Consider the following 18,966-nt stretch of genomic DNA (forward strand, 5'->3'; position numbering starts at 1 on the left):
TTCAGGGTACGCGCACCTGTAGTTCATCGTCAGTTCAGGAAAGTATTATGTCAGCGCAGATTGGGGCGACTTCCGCCGCCGTTGGTTCGGTGGTGGGCAGACTATTCGAAATCAGGTTTGGAGCATTCGCGGGACTGGCCTTTGCGGCCATGATGCTCGGCGGCTGCGTGCTGCCTACTGCGCCGCTGGTCGGCAAAGATCCCGCGGATCCCGGCGCGAAGGTCGCAGGCGTCGGCTACCGGTCGAGCATAGCGCCTTACAGCAGCCTGCGTCCGACGGTGCCGTCCGGTTGGAAGGAACAGAACCAACGCGTCACTCCGACGCCGAAGTCCGGGCAATAGGAGCGTCCCATGACAAACATCGACTACGTCGGGCATCGCCGTTCGCTCCCAGTCGCTCGCAGACATCGTGCAATATTGGCAGTCTCGATCTCGCTTTTGCTTTCCGGCTGCGCCACGTTTTCGCCTGATGGCGGCATGACGGCCGTGGCCGACATCGCCAGCAACACGATCAAGAAGGACGTGATCGCGATCCGCTCGGTGGACGACGCGCAACGGGCGGACGACAGCGTCAAGCGCCTGCTGCACCGGACGCTCAACGTCGAAACCGCGGTTCAGATCGCGCTGCTCAACAATCGTGGGCTGCAGGCGGCCTACAACGAATTGGCGCTGGCGGAAGCAGACCTTGTTCAGGAGAGTCTGCCGCCGAACCCGACCTTCTCGATCTCGCGGATCGCGGGCGGCGGCACGGTCGAGATTGAGCGTCAAGTCGTCGGCGACATTCTCGCGCTGGCAACGCTGCCGTTCCGCTCGGAGATCGCAAGACAACGGTTCCGGCAGGCGCAACTACGGGCCGCACTGGAGACGCTGCGGCTCGCGTCCGATGTTCGGCGATTCTATTACCGTGCGGTTGCCGCCAATGAATTGGTCGGTTTGTTGACCGACGCGAAATCGACGGCGGAGTCCACCGCCAAGCTGGCTTCGAAGCTTGGCGAAACCGGTTCGCTCAACAAACTCGATCAAGCCCGCGAGCAGGTGTTCTACGCAGAGACGACCGCGGATCTCGCTTCCACGCGTCAGGAGGCGACCAGCTCGCGCGAGCGGCTCGCCCGACTCCTGGGCCTTTGGGACGGAGGCCTTGCCTTCCGGCTTCCGAAGGCACTCCCGGTGCCGCCGCGCCGCCCATCTGCGCTGCCTCTGATCGAGGTCGATGCAGTGACGCATCGGATCGACCTGCAGATTGCCCGGATCGAACTCGTTGCGCTCGCGAAGGCGCTCAATCTGACGGAAGCCAGCCGTTTCGTCACACTGCTCGATGTTGCGGGAATTGCGAAGACCACCAGGGATCCCGATGGCTCCCGGTTTCGCGAGCGCGGCTTCGATATCCAATTCCAGATTCCGATCTTCGATGGCGGTGAGGTCCGGGTCCGGCAGGCCAGCGAGACCTACAACCAGGCCTTTAATCGGCTGACGGAGAAGGCCGTCAACGTGCGTTCGGAGGCAAGGGATGCCTACCGCGTCTACCGCTCGACCTACGAGATCGCCGGACAGTACCAGCGCGAGGTTCTGCCACTCCGAAAAATTATCACCGAGGAGATGCAACTACGGTTCAGCAGCATGCAGGTCGACGTCTTCGCCCTGTTGACCGAGGCACGGCAACGCATCGCCTCGCTGCGCGCCGGAATCCAAGCCAAACGCGACTTTTGGTTGGCGCAATCCGACCTGCAGACCGCCATCAACGGTGGCGGCTCTGGAGACACTCAGAAGGAATCCCGCCCCACGACCACCGCCCAAGCGGGCGGTGGCGGCGGCCATTGATGGAGACGAGCATGCTATCGCGAAGAGGATTTCTCGGTACCGCAGCGCTGATGAGCGCCAGCGCCGTGAGCGGTCGTGTCCAGGCGGCCAACATTCCGGAAGCGCCGATCATGGACAAGGTGACGATGCAGCCGCCGCTGCATCCGACCAGCGGTCCGGATTATCGACCGGTCGTGACGCTGAACGGCTGGTCGCTGCCCTGGCGGATGAACGGCGACTGGAAGGAATACCATCTCGTCGCGGAGCCCGTGGTGCGGGAGTTCGCCGACGGCATGAAGGCATATCTGTGGGGTTACAACGGCCAGGCGCCGGGCCCGACGATCGAGGCCGTCGAAGGCGACAAGGTCCGCATCTTCGTCACCAACAAGCTGCCCGAGCATACGACTGTGCACTGGCACGGCATGATCGTGCCGAACGGCATGGACGGCGTCGGCGGTCTCAATCAGCCGCATATCAAGACCGGCAAGACCTTCGTCTACGAGTTCGAGATGAAGAACAGCGGCACGTTCATGTATCACCCGCACTCCGACGAGATGGTGCAGATGGCGATGGGCATGATGGGCATGGTCATCGTGCACCCGCGCGACCCGGCGTTCCGTCCTGTGGATCGCGACTTCGTCTTCATCATGAGCACCTACGACATCGATCCCGGCACCTATCTGCCGAAGGTCAACGAGATGACCAACTTCAACATGTGGACCTGGAACAGCCGGGTGTTTCCGGGGATCGATCCGTTGCCGGTCCGTCTTGGCGACAAGGTTCGTGTCCGCATCGGCAATCTCACTATGACCAACCATCCCATCCATCTGCACGGCCACCACTTTGCCGTCAGCTGCACCGACGGCGGCTGGGTTCCTGAAAGCGCGCAATGGCCGGAGACGACGACCGACGTACCTGTCGGCGCGGTTCGTGCGTTCGACGTCGTCGCCGACAATCCCGGCGACTGGGCGTTTCACTGCCACAAGTCGCATCACACCATGAACGCCATGGGACACGATATGCGCAACATGATTGGCGTCTCGAAGAAGGATTTGGCCAAAGCGGTCGGCAAGCTCGCACCTGACGCCATGGTGATGGGTTCGACGGGCATGGCGATGGGCGAGATGGAAATGCCCGCGCCGGACAACACGCTGCCGATGATGACGGGCTCCGGACAATTCGGGCCGATCGAGATGGGTGGCATGTTCACGGTGATGAAGATCCGCGAAGGCATGGCGCGCGACGATTACAGCGACCCCGGTCCCTACAAAAATCCGCAGGGCACCGTCGCCTATGAGGTCGATGCTCCATCTGCGGAGCCTGCCCGGCAGGACGGCGGCAAAGACAAGGGCGGGGCGACGGAGATGAAAAGCATGAAGGGAATGAAAGGCATGAAGATGAAGGGGATGTGAGCGCGAGGTTCAGACCGAATGTTTCAACCGAACGAAGGAGACGCGACATGAAAGAACTGCATCGAACTGGCATCGCATTATTTGCAACGCTGCTCTTGGCGGCGCCGGCATGGGCCGGGGCAGGGCCTGCCGGACATCAGGACGACACGTTTTCGGCTGGTGAGCCGGGCGAAGCGAGCAAACCAGCACGGATCGTTCAAGTGACGATGGGCGAAGCCGACGGCAAGATGACGTTCACGCCGAACAAGATCGAGGTCAAAAAAGGCGAGCAGATCAAGTTCATGCTGCGCAACAACGGCGAACTCGACCACGAATTCATTCTCGCGACCACTGCCGAAAATCTCAAGCATGCCGAGTCGATGAAGAAGAATCCCGACATGGAACACGATGATCCGAACGGCAAGCGCCTCGCGCCGAAGAAGACGGGCGAAATCGTCTGGAGATTCACCAAAGCAGGAGAATTCGAATATTCATGCCTGATCCCGGGACATCGGGAAGCGGGGATGATCGGCACGGTCGTCGTCAAGTGACTCGCATGATGTTTGCCGCGCAAGGAGAAACCTTGGACGAATGCCAAATCGACTGCGTGCCGGACGACGGTTGGCACGCAGCGATGGGTGCGTTTGCCGACGTCCACTACGAACAGACGGCAATCTACGGCTCCGGACAACGGGGCGAACGATCGAGCCATATTCTGCTGCGACGCGAGAGCACTCCCGTCGCAGGTGCCCGGATCGGATTGTATCTCGTGCCTTATCTCGGCCGCGGCATGGCGCTCGTGCGCTTCGCGCCTTTCTGGCGCCCCTTTGACGTTGCTCCCGACCCGGGGCGCTACCGGACGGTGGTGGGAGCGTTGGTGGACGAATATTGTCGGCGGCGAAAGCTTTACCTCGTCCTCCGTCCGCGTCCCCATCCGGACTTCTATCCGATCGAAGCGCAAATTCTGACCGAAATGGGTCTTACGGACTCCAAGTCATCGATGCTTGACCGCTATTTCGTCGATGCGTCGCTCGACGAGGCGGAGCAGCAGAAAAGCCTGGATCAGCGATGGCGCTACAATCTCCGCAAGGGTCTTGCGCACGGCCTTGACGTTCGTATCGGTGACGCTCCGGCCGACATCAAGACCTTCCAGGACGTCTATGCCGAGATGGTTCGGCGCAAGAACCTGAACTATCCGGGCGTCGATCTGCCCGCATCCATTCCGGACCTGATGCGGCTTCCGGAGCGAATGAAGATGCGCATTGCCTTGGCGTATCACGGCGGAAAGCCGATCGGCGGCATCGCATTCAGCGTCGTGGGCGATCTCGCCTATTACGTCTTCGGTGCGACGAGCGACGAGGCGACCACACTGAACGCCGGCTACGTCCTGCAATGGCACGTCATGCGCTGGCTGCGGGAGAACACGAAGGTGCGCTGGTACGAACTCGGCGGGCCCGGCGATCCGGGAATCCGGCAATTCAAAAAGGGACTCGCGGGCAAACGTGGCGTTCTGCTTGCCGTCCGGGAATTTCACTACTGCCCCGACGTGACCGCGCGCGTGGTCGTGGGAGGACTGTTCGCCCTCCGTGACGCGCGCAACAGGATCCAGCGCTGGCAGCGTGAAAGAAGGCCTTCCGAGGGAAGGCGAAGTAACTGAAGAGGAGTGAAAATGAAAAAACGCAACTTCATAGCGGGAATTCTCGCGATCTCTTTCGCTTTGTCGTCTGCCGCTGTAATGGCGCAGGCCGACATGGCCAAGGGCGAAGTCAAGAAGATCGACGAGTCCGCTGGCAAGATCACCTTGAAGCACGGGCCGATCAAGAACCTCGACATGGACGAAGACGGCATGACGATGGTGTTCCGCGTTCAGGATCCGGCGATGCTCAAACAGGTCAAGGTCGGCGACAAGGTGCAATTCCAGGCCGAACGGGCAACGGCTGGCATCACCGTCACCAAGATCGAGAAGCAGAAATAGCACCCGGCTTTTCGACGCCGTCGGCCTCAGGTTCGGCGGCGTCGAATGCGGCGGAGCAGGAGTTTTATGATGGAGGGATCGTTGCGTCGTAACAATGGGGCCAATGCAGAGTTTTTCTACGACCGCCAGAGCGGCAACCTAAGTGGGGCAAGCCTGGTCGACCAAATGGCGGTCTACGCACTGCAGATCGGCTCCGTTGTTACGCGGCCCTTCGGTCACCGCGGTTACGGATGGGGGTGCGACGTGGTTTCCTGCGCCGTCGCGCAACGCGACATCGTCGTTGGATTGAATGCAGATGCAAGATTTGCGATTCCGTTTTGTGATCGATACTGGAGCCGAATCCTCAACGGTCGATACGACTACGAAGAAGAGATCGAGGCGTTTCTGAAGAGCGTCGCCGACATCAGGTACAGCTTCGTCGATTGCGGGGCCAATTTCGGCTATTGGTCGGTTCTCGCATCGAGCGAACCGTTCGGCCGCCAGACCGTCCTGGCGATCGAAGCCTCACCCGATAACGCCGCGCGGCTCACATTGAACGCCGGATTGAATGGTAACCGGTATCGCTGCGTGAACGCGGCCATCGGCGGCAGCACAGGCGGATTCGTGCGTGTCGCGGGACGACGACATGAGGCATTTTCGACTTATGCGGTTGCGGATGACGATCACGGAGCGGTGAGACGAGTCTCGCTCGACGGCCTACTTGGCAGCGTCCTCGATGCACAGGCGCCGACGGTCATCAAGCTGGATGTCGAAGGGGTTGAGATCGAAGCAATCGAAGGCGCAAAGAACTTGTTGTCCGGAGATTCGCTTTTGATCTGCGAGGATCACGGCTCGGATCGGGCGCACGGTGTTTCGTATCATTTGATGAATGAGGCCGCGTTGAGGCTCTACATATTCGACCCCGCCGATTGTCGTTTCGTTCGCGTCGAAGGTCCGGCGGTGCTGGATCGCGTGAAGCGATATCGTTGGGTCGGCTACAACGTATTCGCCACGCGAAGCCCGGTTTGGGAAGACCGATTGCAGTCTGCGCAATGGATTCGCCGATGACCGAGGGCGACATGCGGTGCGCACCGAATGCAGGTTCGCCTGGCGGAGGCACGGTCGAAGGCCATGGAGTACGCAGATCATCATCCTTGGGGCGCGACTTGCGGCTGGATCTGTTCCGCGGACTGGCGAACTGGGCGATCTTCCTTGACCACATTCCGAACAATACGGTGGCATGGGTGACCACGCGAAACTACGGCTTCAGCGATGCCGCGGACGTTTTCGTGTTCATTTCCGGTTACACCGCAGCGTTCATCTACGCACGCAGGATGGCCGCGCAGGGATATCTCGCGGGGACGGCCTTGCTGATCCGCCGGGTGTGGCAGCTGTATGTGGCGCATGTCCTATTGTTCGTGTTCTACGCCGCGGCCATCGGGTACGTGGCGCAGGACTACGGACATTCCCACTTGCTGGATGAGTTCAACGTGGCCGGGCTTATAGAGCGGCCGGTGGCGACGCTCACACACGGCCTCCTTCTCCAGTTCAAGCCGCTTAATCTGGACGTCCTGCCTTTATATATCGTGTTGATGGCGGGCTTTGCCCCGTTGCTGATGCTGATGATGCGGACTCCGAATACGGCGCTGGCTGCCGCAATCGCGGTCTATTTGCTGGCCCGCCATTTCGGTTGGAATTTTCCTGCCTATCCCGCGGGCGGCTGGTACTTCAATCCATTCACATGGCAGCTTCTGTTCACGATGGGAGCATGGGCGGCGTTGGGCGGCGCCGCCCGGGCGCAAGCGTTGGCTCGGACCCGAACAGTCCTGATCGCGAGCGTGGCTTTCGTGGTTTTCGCATTCGTTGTAACGGTCGGCGCTCGCCTCGGTCTATCGACGTCGTTGTCGCCTGTTTTCGATGTGCTCAGCGAAAAAACCAATCTTGCCCCCTACAGAATCCTTCATTTTCTGGCGCTTGCTGTGATCGTGGTTCGTGTCGTTCCGCGAGACTGGAACGGCCTTCGTTCGAGGCTGGCGCGTCCGATCATCGTATGCGGTCAGAGGTCGCTGGAGGTGTTCTGCATAGGAATTTTCCTGTCGTTCGTCGGGCATTTCATTCTGGAGATGTATTCGGACCGTCTGCTTACCCAAATCGGGGTGAGTGTTGGCGGACTTCTGCTGATGACGGCCGTGGCGTTCTATCGGACATGGTCCCGAACGCTTGATGCTCGCGCCCCCAAGGCGCCGGTTACGCGCGCCGCCATCGACTGAAAGGAGAACGTTCAATGACGAGGGACAAATTCACACGCCGCGCGATTGCGGCTTCGTTCTCGCGAAGAACGATAAGTCGGCTCAGGCGTTGAGACGGCAACGCCGCAACAAGCCGCAGGCGATGCTGCGATCGCTGAACGCGGCAGCGATTGTACGCGAGTGAGGTCTCCATGATTGCACTTCCTTATGATTATTTCCTGATCGCCTGGTTCGTCATCGCGGCCGCCTCCACAGCGTACGTTGCATTCGACCAGTTCAACGGCAATCCCGAACCGACGGTCATGAAGTGGGGCTTCATCCTCGTCACGCTCTACATGGGGCCGTTCGGCCTACTGATCTACGTGCTGGCGGACAAAGAGCCGCATCCTGGTGAGCACGAGCAGTTCACGTCGCCGCTCTGGAAGCAGGGGATCGGAAGCACCATCCATTGCGTCGCCGGCGATGCCACGGGGATCATCCTCGCGGCCACAATAACGGCGCTCATGGGCCTTCCGATGTGGATCGACCTGATCGTCGAGTACGTTGCCGGGTTCTCGTTCGGCCTCTTCATTTTCCAGTCCCTGTTCATGAAGAAGATGATGGGCGGAACGTACTGGGAGAACGTGCGCAAGAGCTTCATGCCCGAGTTCATCAGCATGAATGCCATGATGGCGGGAATGGCGCCGACGATGAGCTTTCTGATGATGGGCCGCGACATGCGCGCCATGGACCCACTTGAACTGGTGTTCTGGGGCGTGATGTCGTTGGGAGTGATGGTCGGGTTTGCGACGGCGTATCCATTCAACGTCTGGATGGTGAAGAAGAAGATCAAGCACGGTCTGATGACCGAGCGGGTCGGGGACGCGGCATCGCGGACGCATCACGAAGGGCATGAGGAGCAGCATGATGCCGGACATCACGGCGGCGGAATGCAGCATGGCGGCGGTCACCGGATGGACGGCGAGGCCACCGTCCCGCAGTTGGTGGCATTGGCCGGGGTAACCTCGTTTCTTCTGATCTCCGGAATGGTGGTGCCGGGATTTTCGGTGAACTTGGGCCTGAGCGCCCGCGACGTCGATGCCTCCATCATGCCGCCGGGCATGATCAACACGTTCGACCTTCCGGGCGAGGCCATGAAGGACATGGCCGCGGTGAAGCCACGACAGGTTACCTACATTGCTCCGCGCGATGCAAAGGGCGACCAGGTGCTGCAACCGCGGATTGAGAACGGCGTCAAAATCTTCGACATCGAAGCCTCTATCATCCGCTGGAACATCCTGCCCGACGTCGCGGTCGATGCCTACGCCTACAATCATCAGGTGCCGGGCCCCCGACTACAGATGACCGAGGGAGATCACGTCCGCATCAACTTCCACAACAATCTTCCGGAATCCACCACCGTGCACTGGCATGGCCTGATCGTACCCAACGAAATGGATGGTCCGGCGAAGATCACCCAGGATCCGGTGCCCCCGGGCGGGTCCTACACTTACGAATTCACGGTTGGACAAAGCGGCACGTACTTCTATCACAGCCACGATCATCCGGATCGGCAGCAGGCGCTCGGACTCTACGGCGCGCTGCTGATCGCGCCCAAGGACCCCAGTGCCGAAGTCAAGGCCGACCTCGATTACACGATACAGCTACAGGAATGGCTCAAACGCGAGTGGCTGACCTATCCGGCCATGCTAATGGAGGGGGCGTTGCCGAACTATTTCACCATCAACGGCAAGGCCTATCCATCCACCGACACGGTACCGATGAAGGTCGGTCAGACCATCAAGCTGCGATTCATAGGCACCAACAACAATTTCGTGCACCCGATGCATGTCCACGGTGGGCCGTTCGAGGTCGTTGCCGTCGATGGTGTGACTCTTAACGAAAGCGCCCGGTATCAGGCGGACACCGTCAACGTCGGGCCGGGCCAGCGTTACGATGTCGTCTGGACGGCCCGCAAACCCGGCAAATGGCTGGTGCATTGCCATATCCCGCATCACACGGCGAACAACAATGTCGAGCAGCAGGGCGGCGGAGGCCTGATGCTCGTCCTCGACGTGAAATGAGCTTCCGCTTCACCGCAACAGGAAAACAAATGTCGAAGACTTCAACGGCCATGGGATTGATCGCAGTAATCTTTTCAAGCGGAATAGCTCTTGCTCATCCGCAACTCGAGGCGTCCGAACCTGCTGCTGGCGCAACGACGTCGTCGCCCAAGCAGATCAGGATCACTTTCAATGAAGTGGTGATACCCAAATTCTCCGGCATCGAAATCAAGGACAAGGCGGGTCGGACGATCACGACCGGGAAGTCTACGGTCGATCCGGCCGACAAGAAGCGATTGGTGGTGCCGGTCAAAGAGGAATTGTCTTCCGGCGAGTACAAGGTCGATTGGCACGCAGTCTCGGACGATACCCATCGCGTCAAGGGGACCTATTCGTTCAGCGTGACCCGCTGATGATCGAGGTCGGACTCATCATCGCGCGGCTCCTGCATTATGCAACGACGATCACCCTCGCGGGGCTGTCGTTGTTTCCGCTTTATGCGTTTGCGGGAGCCGAACCTGAAGTCTTGAGTCACTGGCGGCAAAGGTGGCTGTTGTGGACCGCCGTTGCAGCGTTGTTGAGCGGCCTCTGCTGGTTCGCGTTTACGGCCGCAAACATGAGCGGCAGCATGAACGATCTCGCCGATGTGGAGACGGTTTGGGCGGTCGTCCACGACACGGGTTTCGGTCACGTCTGGACGCTGCGCATGCTCCTTGCCGTCCTCACGGTTGGCGTGGCGGCATGGGGTATCCGTTCGAAGGCGGCGGCGCATCGCCTCAATTGGATGATGCCGCTCCTGGCCGCGCTTCTTTTGACATCTCTGGCCGGAACGGGTCACGCCCAGATCGAGGAAGGGTGGGCAGGCGTCATTCACGTTGTTGCCGACGCCGCGCACCTTCTCGCCGCTGGGGCTTGGCTCGGCGGTCTCATTCCGCTGGCCCTGATCCTGCATCGTTACCTTGGGACGGACCTGAACGTCGGACCGAAGGACATGGATCGAATTCTGATGCGGTTCTCCGGCACGGGATATATCGCGGTTGCCACCTTGATTGGGTCGGGCCTCGTCAACAGCTGGTTCCTGGTCGGATCGTTGTCCGGATTGAACACGCCGTACGGCCAAATCCTTCTCGGGAAGCTTGCCCTGTTCGGTGGAATGCTCGCGCTGGCGGTCGCAAACCGGTTCTGGCTCGTGCCGTCGATGCGCAACGTCCGGACAGACGCGGCCGAGGAATTGGCAATGTGGTCTGCAAGGCTGCGCAACCATGTGCTCGGAGAACAGGTCTTGGGGTGGATGGTTCTCCTGGCGGTAAGTATCCTTGGCACGATGCAGCCGGCCGTGGTCGGGCCGTGACAATGGATTCACGCAAAGGGATCGGCGATGAAGGCGATAGGCTTGGAAGGAGGATCAAGATGAACACATCTGACGTATCGCGGCGGAGCGCACTCGGAATTGGCGCGGCGGCATTGATGTCTCCGACGGTTTCCGTGGCCGCACAAAGCCCTGTCATTCGTGTCCACAAGGACCCGAATTGCGGCTGCTGCACCGGTTGGGTGCGCCATCTCGAATCCGCGGGATTTCACGTCACGGTTCAGGAAGAGAGAAACCTTCAGGACATCCAGAAGCGTCTTGGCGTCCCGGCCGACCTGGCCGCATGCCACACGGCCGAAGCGGGCGGATATGTCATCGAGGGACATGTTCCGGCGGCGGCCATCCAGCGTCTGTTGAAAGAACGCCCCGCTGCTACGGGCGTGGCGGTTCCGGGAATGCCGGTGGGGTCGCCCGGCATGGAGGGCGGCACACTTGAACGATACGCCGTCGTTCTCTTCGGGCCGGATGGTCGGCGTACCTTCATGGAGTTCGAAGGCCTGCGCCCCGTCGGTTGATTTAATCGCCCTGGGATTGCTCACATAAAATCCGTTCAGGCAACGACGTCAATTTTGCGCGGGTTCAAGGGAGCGTCGACGATATCGGCACCGATCGTTTGACGCCCCGAGTATGATCGGATGTCTCTGAATGGGTTCATTGATCTGAACGTCCGAATCCAAGAAATCCCGGACGTGTGGAGCGTCGACTCCGTTGTTCATTCGGTTGCAAAAACGGTTGGCGCCGTCCCATCCTTGGCGACGGCATAAATCGTAAACGGTCCTCTCTTCTGGCCCACCATGCCCGGAGACCCGGTCGGCATCCCCGGCAGGGTGATGCCAGCGATCGCGGGCCTTTCGGTCAGCAGTTTCCGGATCGTCTTGACCGGCACATGTCCGTCAACGACGTAGCCATCGATAAACATGGTATGACACCCCTGCAAGTTCTCCGGGATCCCGGCGTTGAGACTGATCTGGGCGAGGTCATTGGTGGGCTTGACGTCCACCGCAAATCCGTTCTCGCGCAGATAGGCAGCGTAGCCGTCGCAGCAGCTGCAATCGGGATTTTTGTACAAGGTGGCATGGAGCGTCTCCGCACGAGATGTCAGCGGCAATCCGACCAGCGCGGCGGCCGTCGTTAAGCAAAAGATTCGTCTGTTCATGGTCGCTCTCCTCTTTCGGGATTTCATCTCACGTCCAGGACGGACATCATTCCCGACACCTGATGGTCCGTGATATGACAATGCAGCATCCACTTGCCGGGATTGTCGGCGACAAAAGCGACATCGACGTTGTCTTTCGGCGCCATGAGCACGGTGTCGCCCCACTGACGGTGCGGAACAGGGGTCCCGTTCCGGCGCAACAATTTGAAGCTGTAGCCATGCAGGTGCATCGGATGCCACCACGCGGTCTTGTTCTGCATCTTCAATATGATGCTCCGTCCCCGAGGCAGCGTCAGGAGTGAGGGCATGCTCGCTTGGCCGTCTCCGATCATGGAGTGGCCATTGATGCTCCAACTCGCGTCGTGCGCCATTCCGGACATGCCGCCCATGCCATGCATCATCCCGCCGCCCATCATCCCGCCTTGCAAGACGATCTGATGCGGTTCGGCGCCCTGAAGATCCGGTTCGGGCAGGGGATTGCCCGGAAGCGGGACGTCGTTGTCGTCGCGCGCGGTGCGCAACGCTGCGTTTGCACTATAGTTGAGATGGGTGACCGTATAGGCGAGATTCTCGTAGAAATCGTCGCGGACGGCATAATGATGGCCGGGCTTTCCTCGCAAATTGAGCACAATGTCGATGCGCATCGCTGGCCCCAGTAAGAGCCGGCCGTTGGGGGGCTGGTGCGGTTGGCAGGGCTGGCCGTCAACGGCGATGATCACCGGACGGTGGCCTTCGAAACGAAGCGCCATGATGCGCGCAAGCGCGCCATTGATCAGCCGCAGGCGGATCCGCTCCCCGGCGTGGACTTGTTCGCCGCTCGAAATAGCGCCGTTGACCGTAACGGTGTTGCCGACACGACCGGACATCGCGGCTTCCATGGCGTTGCCAAATCCGGATGCAATCTGCGCATCCGTGGTGAGCCGCCAATCCGCGAACATCCAGACCAGATCGCGATCGACCGGATAACGTTCCGCCTCCTCGACAATCAATGGACCAGTGAGGCCCCGGCCGAGTTGCTGCAAGCTGTTGCTGTGTGAGTGGTACCAAAATGTTCCGGCGTCCGGCGGCGTGAATTTGTACGTGAAGGTTTCGCCAGGAGCGATCGGACGCTGCGTCAAGCCCGGGACGCCGTCCATGTTGTTGGGAAGCCGTATGCCGTGCCAATGGACCGTCGTCTCTTCCGACAGACCGTTGCGCACGTTGATACGAACAGGCTCGCCCTGACGGACTCGGATCTCCGGACCCGGAATGCTGCCATTGTAGCTCCAGACCTCCGTCCAGGGACGCGATGCGCCCAGGATCGGTGACTGCGCGCTCGCTGCGGTCAGGTTGTACTCGGCGCAGGGTGCTTCAGCGCGTCCGGAGCGCGGCAAGAGTCCGGCGGCGGCGGCGCCAGCACCCGCCAGCAAAAACGCGCGCCGATCAACAATTGGACTACCGAGTGAAGACATTGCAAATCGGCTTTCCATAAACGCGGCGTCCCGTACCGTGATCGGGAAGGGAGGTGCTTCGTCAACACCTCCCTCGTTGTGGCGGACCGGATCCAATTCGTTCCGTCCGCCACGTTCGTCAGGGCATCGGCATGATCGATTGGACGGTATAGGTGCCGCCGGAGCCGCTCAGGGTGAAATTGACCTTGTCGCCGGTCTTCACCTTCGCGAGATCGACCGACGGAGCAACGGCGAACTCCATCTTCATGGCGGGCCAGTTGATGGCGGGAATCGGACCGTGATCGAAGGTGATCTTGTGGTCGGCGGCGTTGAGCGCCGTGATCGTGCCGGTGGCGGTCGCGGTCGTCGCCGCCTTCGCGTCGCTCATCGGCGGCATCTTCTTCATGTCGGACATGCCCGCGCTTCCCTGAGCGAACGCGGCTGCCGCCGGCAGCGTCAGTGCCGCGCCGAGCAGCGCGGCGGTCATAACTCCGGCACGGCTGGCCCGGTGATGGCTGTCGATGAAATGCATGGATACTCTCCTGTTCTGGTGTGACGGTTGTTGAGCGCAGGGCTCGGAACGAATGAACCGATCCCACGAGGATGGTCCTCGCGCCCATTGCCGCCGTTTCCGGCGCGCAATTCTTGTGTGGCCGCTCGGCGTCACTGCACGTTCTCCGCACGATGCAGGTCGAGCTTCGGCGTCGAATCCCGCCGCCGGCCGCCTTTCTCTTCGCCGTCCTGCGGCGCTGCGGGCAACCCGAATCCCTTGACGACCGCAAAGATCGCGGGAATGACCACGAGGGTCAGCACCGTCGACGAAACCATGCCGCCGATCATCGGCACGGCAATGCGCTGCATGACCTCCGAGCCGGTCCCCGTGCTCCAGAGAATCGGCACCAGGCCCGCCATGATCGCGACGACCGTCATCATCTTGGGCCGCACCCGGTCCACCGCGCCGACCATGATCGCGTCGTACAGATCGGCGCGCGTGAAAGGCTCGCCCGTGGCCGCGCGTTCCGCCTTCAATTCGGCCATGGCCTGTTCGAGGTAGATCAGCATGACGACGCCAGTCTCGGCGGCGACGCCGGCCAACGCGATGAAGCCGACGGCGACCGCGACCGACATGTTGAATCCCAGCGACCACATCAACCAGATGCCGCCGACCAGCGAGAACGGCAGCGACAGCATCACGATGAGGGTGTCTGCCAGTTTCCGGAAATTCAGGTAGAGCAGCAGAAAGATGATCAGCAAGGTGACCGGTACGACGATCTTGAGCCGCGCCTCGGCGCGCTGCAGATACTCGAACTGTCCGCTCCAGGACACGTAATATCCCGGTGGAAACTTTACCTTCTGCGCGACCGCCTGCTGTGCCTCGGAGACGTAGCCGCCCAGATCACGACCGGTAATATCGACGTAGATGTAAACCGCGAGTTGACCGTTCTCGGTGCGAATCGACGTGGCGCCGCGGGTCAATTTCACGCTGGCGACCTGGCCGAGCGGGACGCTCCCGCCGGACGCCAACGGCACCTGGACATCGGTGCTGATCGTTTGCGGGCTGGAGCGCAACGCACGCGGATACCGAATATTGACGGAATAACGTTCCCGGCCTTCGACCGTCGTGGTGACCGTTTCACCGCCGAGTGCCGTCGAGATCACGTCCTGGATATCACTGATCGTCAGCCCGTAGCGGCCCAACGCCAAACGATCGGGGATGATCTCCAAATAGTATCCGCCGATCACGCGCTCGGCGTAAGCGCTTGAGGTACCCGGCACCGATCTGACCACCCCTTCGACTTCGCGGGCGATCTTCTCCATTTCCGCAAGATCCTTGCCGAAAATCTTGATCCCGACGGGCGTGCGGATTCCGGTCGACAGCATGTCGATGCGGGCGCGGATCGGCATCGTCCACGCATTCGACACGCCCGGAAACTGGAGCGCCTTGTCCATCTCGGCCTTGAGGCTGTCGATCGTTACGCCAGGCCGCCATTCCGACTTCGGCTTCAAATTGATGATGGTCTCGAACATTTCGGTCGGCGCCGGATCGGTCGCGGTCGAGGCGCGGCCCGCTTTGCCGTAGACCGATGCAACTTCGGGAAACGACTTGATGATGCGATCCTGGGTTTGCAAAAGCTCAGCAGCTTTGGTGATGGACAGCCCCGGCAGCGTCGTCGGCATGTACATCAAGGTGCCTTCATTGAGGCTCGGCATGAACTCGCTACCGAGTTGGCGGGCGGGCCAGATCGTCACCGCAAGCGCAACCAGCGCAAGCATGATCGTCAATGTCTTGGCGTTGAGAACCCACCGGATCACCGGTCGATAGACCCAGATCAGGAACCGGTTCACGGGATTCTTATGTTCCGAGATGATCCGCCCGCGGACGAAGACGACCATCAGGGCAGGCACCAACGTGATCGAGAGTAGGGCGGCCGCGGCCATCGAAAATGTCTTGGTGTAGGCGAGCGGCCCGAACATGCGTCCTTCCTGGTCCTCCAGGGTAAAGATCGGCAGGAACGCGACGGTGATCACCAGCAAACTGAAGAACAGCGCCGGTCCGACCTCGCTCGCCGCATCGATGAGGATTTGTGCCCGCGGCGTGCCGGGCTCCGCGCGCTCCAGGTGCTTGTGCGCATTTTCGATCATGACGATCGCCGCGTCGATCATGGCGCCGACCGCGATGGCGATGCCGCCAAGGCTCATGATGTTGGCGCCGAGTCCCATGAATTTCATGGCGGCGAAGGCCATCAGGATGCCGACGGGAAGCATCAGGATGGCGACGAGGGCACTGCGCAGGTGAAGCAGGAAGACAAAGCAAACCAAGGCAACGATGATGCTCTCTTCGAGCAGGGTACCCTTGAGTGTTTCGATGGCCGCTTTGATCAGTTCGGAGCGATCATAAACCGTGACGATGTCGACGCCCTTGGGCAGGCTTGAGGCAATCTCCGTAAGACGCGCCTTGACGTTGTCGATGACGGTGAGGGCGTTGGCGCCAAAGCGCTGCAGTGCGATGCCGCTGACGACCTCGCCGTCGCCGTTGAGTTCGGTAATTCCTCGCCGCTCGTCGGGACCGAGTTCGACGCGAGCAACGTCCCGCAATCGAAGCGGAGCCCCCGCGTCGGTCTTCAGCACGATATTTTCGATGTCTTCGATGCCTCTCAGATACCCGCGGCCGCGGACGACGAATTCAAACTCGGACAGTTCTACGGTGCGCCCGCCGACATCCATATTGCTGGCCCGAACGGCACTGCGGAGCTTGTCCAGGGAAATGCCCTGGGCGCGCAGTTTTTGCGGATCGACGACGATGTTGTACTGCTTGACGAAGCCGCCGACGCTGGCCACTTCCGCGACGCCTTCGGCTTTGGAAATGCCGTACCGGATGATCCAGTCCTGGACCGACCGCAGTTCGGCGAGGGTCATGTTCTTGGCCACGACGGCGTATTGATAGACCCAGCCCACGCCGGTTGCGTCGGGCCCAAGAGTGGGTGTCACGCCGTTAGGAAGCCGGCGCGCTACGGTGTTGAGATATTCCAGCACGCGACTTCGGGCCCAATAGGGGTCGGTGCCGTCCTCGAAGATAACGTAGACGAAGGACACGCCGAAAAACGAGAAGCCCCGCACCACCTTCGATTTCGGCACCGTCAGCATCGCCGTGGTCAACGGATAGGTCACTTGATCTTCGACGACCTGCGGCGCTTGCCCGGGATATTCGGTGTAGACGATCACCTGCACGTCGGAGAGGTCGGGGATGGCATCGAGCGGCAGGGTGCGCAGCGCATAGATGCCCGCCGCGATCGCGAACACTGTCCCGATCAGGACGAGCATCAGATTTCGCGCCGACCAGGCGATCAGGCGGGCGATCATTTCGATTTCTCTCCGTCTGTAAATGCCTGCAAGGCCGATTTCAGGTTGCTTTCGGCATCGATCAGGAAGTTGGCGGCAACGACAACGCGATCGCCTTCGCCGACGCCTTCGCGGATCTCAGTGTAGTCCTCGCCGTGCGTGCCGACCTTGACTTCACGCGGCTCGAAACGGCCTTCGCCTTTGTCGATGAAAACGATCTGCCGGGCTCCGGTATCGATCACCGCGCCGTTGGGTACCGCGACGACGGGCTTTTCCGCACCCGACGCGATTTCAACGTCGGCGAACATGTCGGGAAGAAGCACGTCGTCCGGATTGGGTAGTTCGATACGTACCTTGGTGGTGCGCGTCTCGGTGTTGACCTGGGGATAGATCAAGGCGACTGATCCCTTGAACTCCCGACCCGGCAGGCTCCGGACCCTGATCGTCGCAGCCGCGCCGATCTTTACGGCATCGATATCCTGTTCGGCGACGTCGGCGATGATCCAGATTACAGACGTGTCAGCCAACCGAAACAACACGTCGCCGGGCATCGCCCGCATGCCCTCGACGGCCGTTCGCTCCAGAATCACGCCGTCGCGCGGAGCCGTCCAGGTAATGGTCAGCGGGACCGTTTTGGTGCGATCGATCTCGGCGATTACGTCGGCGGGCACGGCCAGGTTTTCGAGTCGCCGCCGCGCGCCCTCGATCAGTTGCTTGCGTCCCGCGAGATTGGCAGTTCCAGCGCTGTCCCCGACGATGGAGAGATATTGGGCGCCGGCGGATGCCACATCCGGGGAATAAAGCTTCAGAAGGGGCTGTCCCTTGGTGACATGATCGCCTGTCGTGACGTTCTCGACGCTTTCGATGAATGACTGGGCTCGCAGCGAGATTACCGCCACGCGCCGCTCATCGAGCTTGATCGTTCCGGGCGCGCGGATGGGCCGCGTCACGGTGCGCAGAGCGGCGGGCTCGGAGCGCACGCCGGTGCGCTGCAATTTGCCTGGTGAAATCTGGATTGTGGAGGCGTCGTTCTGGCCTTCATAGACGGGGATGTAGTCCATCCCCATCGAGTCCTTCTTCGGAACGGGAGAGGTGTCAGGGAGACCCATCGGATTGCGATAGAAGAGAATACGCTTGGCCCCGGAGTTTGCGTCCTGGGTCGGCGTTGCAGCTTCGACGGGCTTGGCGGGCTGGGATCCGAGGAGGGCTGCGACACGAAGCGGGACCCAGCCAGGCAACGTTTGGTTAGAGTGGCCGAGTCGATAGCCAACTCCCAGCATTGCGACGAGTGCGCTTGTAGCAAACGCAACGAGCACGATCCGTTTCGCGGTCGATCTTCCGGTTTGGGCGCGGGGCCTCACGTATCCATCCTCGAATGGACGGTGTTCGGTCAACTTATCCATCAGTAGTGTACCCCTTGCACTGCTGCGGAATGCCGCAACTGAACCTGATTGCGTCTTTCCGGCAGAAACGATGTCAGCCCGGGAAGCGATCGCAAGCGGGTCGCCCGTTTCTGGCGATCCCTCCGTACCCGACCGCAAGCGGGTCGCCCGTTTCTGGCGATCCCTCCGTACCCGACCGAGCCGTGCTCGGCCGGGCACATCAGTCCACCGGTCGAAGATCGTACAAACGAACCACCGATTAGATCGCACCGGACACCGGACCGGTTACAGGCTCACGGCGATGTGAAAGACCCACTTGAATGGTCATTCGATGCCCCGAAAGCCGATTGATGCCGA

17 protein-coding genes are annotated in these 18,966 nt (G+C 60.8%); 12 read left to right on the plus strand and 5 right to left on the minus strand.

Annotation, left to right across the window (positions count from 1 at the left end; translation table 11 throughout):
* The first annotated feature begins 47 nt into the window (after positions 1-47).
* From J0H39_22780 to J0H39_22835, 12 genes are all read left to right on the plus strand, one after another.
* Positions 48-341, plus strand: a complete 294-nt coding sequence (locus tag J0H39_22780; GenBank protein ID MBN9499589.1) for a hypothetical protein — start codon at positions 48-50, stop codon at positions 339-341.
* A 9-nt stretch (positions 342-350) separates the two neighbouring features.
* Positions 351-1,817, plus strand: a complete 1,467-nt coding sequence (locus tag J0H39_22785; GenBank protein MBN9499590.1) for a TolC family protein — start codon at positions 351-353, stop codon at positions 1,815-1,817.
* 11 nt (positions 1,818-1,828) lie between these two features.
* Entirely contained in the window at positions 1,829-3,208 is a 1,380-nt protein-coding gene (locus J0H39_22790; protein MBN9499591.1) for a copper oxidase, read from the plus strand.
* Between the two features lie 47 nt (positions 3,209-3,255).
* Positions 3,256-3,738, plus strand: coding sequence for a cupredoxin family protein (locus J0H39_22795; GenBank protein MBN9499592.1), 483 nt, complete (start codon positions 3,256-3,258; stop codon positions 3,736-3,738).
* Positions 3,739-3,743: 5 nt separating this feature from the next.
* Entirely contained in the window at positions 3,744-4,844 is a 1,101-nt protein-coding gene (locus J0H39_22800) for a GNAT family N-acetyltransferase (protein ID MBN9499593.1), read from the plus strand.
* A gap of 12 nt (positions 4,845-4,856) precedes the next feature.
* A complete protein-coding gene (locus tag J0H39_22805; GenBank protein MBN9499594.1) occupies positions 4,857-5,162 on the plus strand; it encodes a copper-binding protein in 306 nt (101 codons plus the stop codon).
* A 69-nt stretch (positions 5,163-5,231) separates the two neighbouring features.
* Positions 5,232-6,209, plus strand: coding sequence for an FkbM family methyltransferase (locus J0H39_22810; GenBank protein MBN9499595.1), 978 nt, complete (start codon positions 5,232-5,234; stop codon positions 6,207-6,209).
* Between the two features lie 86 nt (positions 6,210-6,295).
* Entirely contained in the window at positions 6,296-7,411 is a 1,116-nt protein-coding gene (locus tag J0H39_22815) for an OpgC domain-containing protein (protein ID MBN9499596.1), read from the plus strand.
* 170 nt (positions 7,412-7,581) lie between these two features.
* Positions 7,582-9,453 carry a DUF4396 domain-containing protein gene (locus tag J0H39_22820; GenBank protein MBN9499597.1) on the plus strand — a complete coding sequence of 624 codons (1,872 nt, stop codon included), beginning with the start codon at positions 7,582-7,584 and terminating at the stop codon, positions 9,451-9,453.
* A gap of 29 nt (positions 9,454-9,482) precedes the next feature.
* Complete coding sequence (gene copC / locus J0H39_22825; protein MBN9499598.1) at positions 9,483-9,845, plus strand: copper homeostasis periplasmic binding protein CopC; 363 nt, start codon at positions 9,483-9,485, stop codon at positions 9,843-9,845.
* A complete protein-coding gene (gene copD / locus J0H39_22830; GenBank protein ID MBN9499599.1) occupies positions 9,845-10,783 on the plus strand; it encodes a copper homeostasis membrane protein CopD in 939 nt (312 codons plus the stop codon). The genes copC and copD overlap by 1 nt, the downstream gene beginning before the upstream one ends.
* Positions 10,784-10,842: 59 nt before the next feature.
* The gene (locus tag J0H39_22835; protein MBN9499600.1) at positions 10,843-11,316 is read left to right on the plus strand and encodes a DUF411 domain-containing protein; all 474 of its coding nucleotides are present in this window, start codon (positions 10,843-10,845) and stop codon (positions 11,314-11,316) included.
* Positions 11,317-11,513: 197 nt separating this feature from the next.
* Here the strand turns inward: J0H39_22835 and J0H39_22840 are convergent, their stop codons facing one another.
* From J0H39_22840 to J0H39_22860, 5 genes are all read right to left on the minus strand, one after another.
* Positions 11,514-11,957 carry a CopG family transcriptional regulator gene (locus tag J0H39_22840; protein ID MBN9499601.1) on the minus strand — a complete coding sequence of 148 codons (444 nt, stop codon included), beginning with the start codon at positions 11,955-11,957 and terminating at the stop codon, positions 11,514-11,516.
* A 23-nt stretch (positions 11,958-11,980) separates the two neighbouring features.
* The gene (locus J0H39_22845; GenBank protein ID MBN9499602.1) at positions 11,981-13,408 is read right to left on the minus strand and encodes a multicopper oxidase family protein; all 1,428 of its coding nucleotides are present in this window, start codon (positions 13,406-13,408) and stop codon (positions 11,981-11,983) included.
* 118 nt (positions 13,409-13,526) lie between these two features.
* Positions 13,527-13,919 (minus strand): copper-binding protein, encoded by a 393-nt coding sequence (locus J0H39_22850; GenBank protein MBN9499603.1) that lies wholly within the window; start codon positions 13,917-13,919, stop codon positions 13,527-13,529.
* A gap of 131 nt (positions 13,920-14,050) precedes the next feature.
* A complete protein-coding gene (locus J0H39_22855; protein MBN9499604.1) occupies positions 14,051-17,248 on the minus strand; it encodes an efflux RND transporter permease subunit in 3,198 nt (1,065 codons plus the stop codon).
* On the minus strand, positions 17,245-18,630 hold the full coding sequence (locus J0H39_22860; GenBank protein MBN9499605.1) for an efflux RND transporter periplasmic adaptor subunit: 1,386 nt from the start codon (positions 18,628-18,630) through the stop codon (positions 17,245-17,247). The genes J0H39_22855 and J0H39_22860 overlap by 4 nt, the downstream gene beginning before the upstream one ends.
* Positions 18,631-18,966: the final 336 nt, after the last annotated feature.

It is taken from the genome of Alphaproteobacteria bacterium (assembly GCA_017308135.1).
GTDB lineage: Bacteria > Pseudomonadota > Alphaproteobacteria > CACIAM-22H2 > CACIAM-22H2 > Tagaea.

What these genes read in the sequence shown, in the direction of transcription:
- J0H39_22780 (MBN9499589.1), top strand. Translation starts at nt 48, where the DNA reads ATGTCAGCGCAGATTGGGGCGACTTCCGCCGCCGTTGGTTCGGTGGTG.
- J0H39_22785 (MBN9499590.1), top strand. Translation starts at nt 351, where the DNA reads ATGACAAACATCGACTACGTCGGGCATCGCCGTTCGCTCCCAGTCGCT.
- J0H39_22790 (MBN9499591.1), top strand. Translation starts at nt 1,829, where the DNA reads ATGCTATCGCGAAGAGGATTTCTCGGTACCGCAGCGCTGATGAGCGCC.
- J0H39_22795 (MBN9499592.1), top strand. Translation starts at nt 3,256, where the DNA reads ATGAAAGAACTGCATCGAACTGGCATCGCATTATTTGCAACGCTGCTC.
- J0H39_22800 (MBN9499593.1), top strand. Translation starts at nt 3,744, where the DNA reads ATGATGTTTGCCGCGCAAGGAGAAACCTTGGACGAATGCCAAATCGAC.
- J0H39_22805 (MBN9499594.1), top strand. Translation starts at nt 4,857, where the DNA reads ATGAAAAAACGCAACTTCATAGCGGGAATTCTCGCGATCTCTTTCGCT.
- J0H39_22810 (MBN9499595.1), top strand. Translation starts at nt 5,232, where the DNA reads ATGGAGGGATCGTTGCGTCGTAACAATGGGGCCAATGCAGAGTTTTTC.
- J0H39_22820 (MBN9499597.1), top strand. Translation starts at nt 7,582, where the DNA reads ATGATTGCACTTCCTTATGATTATTTCCTGATCGCCTGGTTCGTCATC.
- copC (MBN9499598.1), top strand. Translation starts at nt 9,483, where the DNA reads ATGTCGAAGACTTCAACGGCCATGGGATTGATCGCAGTAATCTTTTCA.
- copD (MBN9499599.1), top strand. Translation starts at nt 9,845, where the DNA reads ATGATCGAGGTCGGACTCATCATCGCGCGGCTCCTGCATTATGCAACG.
- J0H39_22835 (MBN9499600.1), top strand. Translation starts at nt 10,843, where the DNA reads ATGAACACATCTGACGTATCGCGGCGGAGCGCACTCGGAATTGGCGCG.
- J0H39_22840 (MBN9499601.1), bottom strand. Translation starts at nt 11,957, where the DNA reads ATGAACAGACGAATCTTTTGCTTAACGACGGCCGCCGCGCTGGTCGGA.
- J0H39_22845 (MBN9499602.1), bottom strand. Translation starts at nt 13,408, where the DNA reads ATGTCTTCACTCGGTAGTCCAATTGTTGATCGGCGCGCGTTTTTGCTG.
- J0H39_22850 (MBN9499603.1), bottom strand. Translation starts at nt 13,919, where the DNA reads ATGCATTTCATCGACAGCCATCACCGGGCCAGCCGTGCCGGAGTTATG.
- J0H39_22855 (MBN9499604.1), bottom strand. Translation starts at nt 17,248, where the DNA reads ATGATCGCCCGCCTGATCGCCTGGTCGGCGCGAAATCTGATGCTCGTC.
- J0H39_22860 (MBN9499605.1), bottom strand. Translation starts at nt 18,630, where the DNA reads ATGGATAAGTTGACCGAACACCGTCCATTCGAGGATGGATACGTGAGG.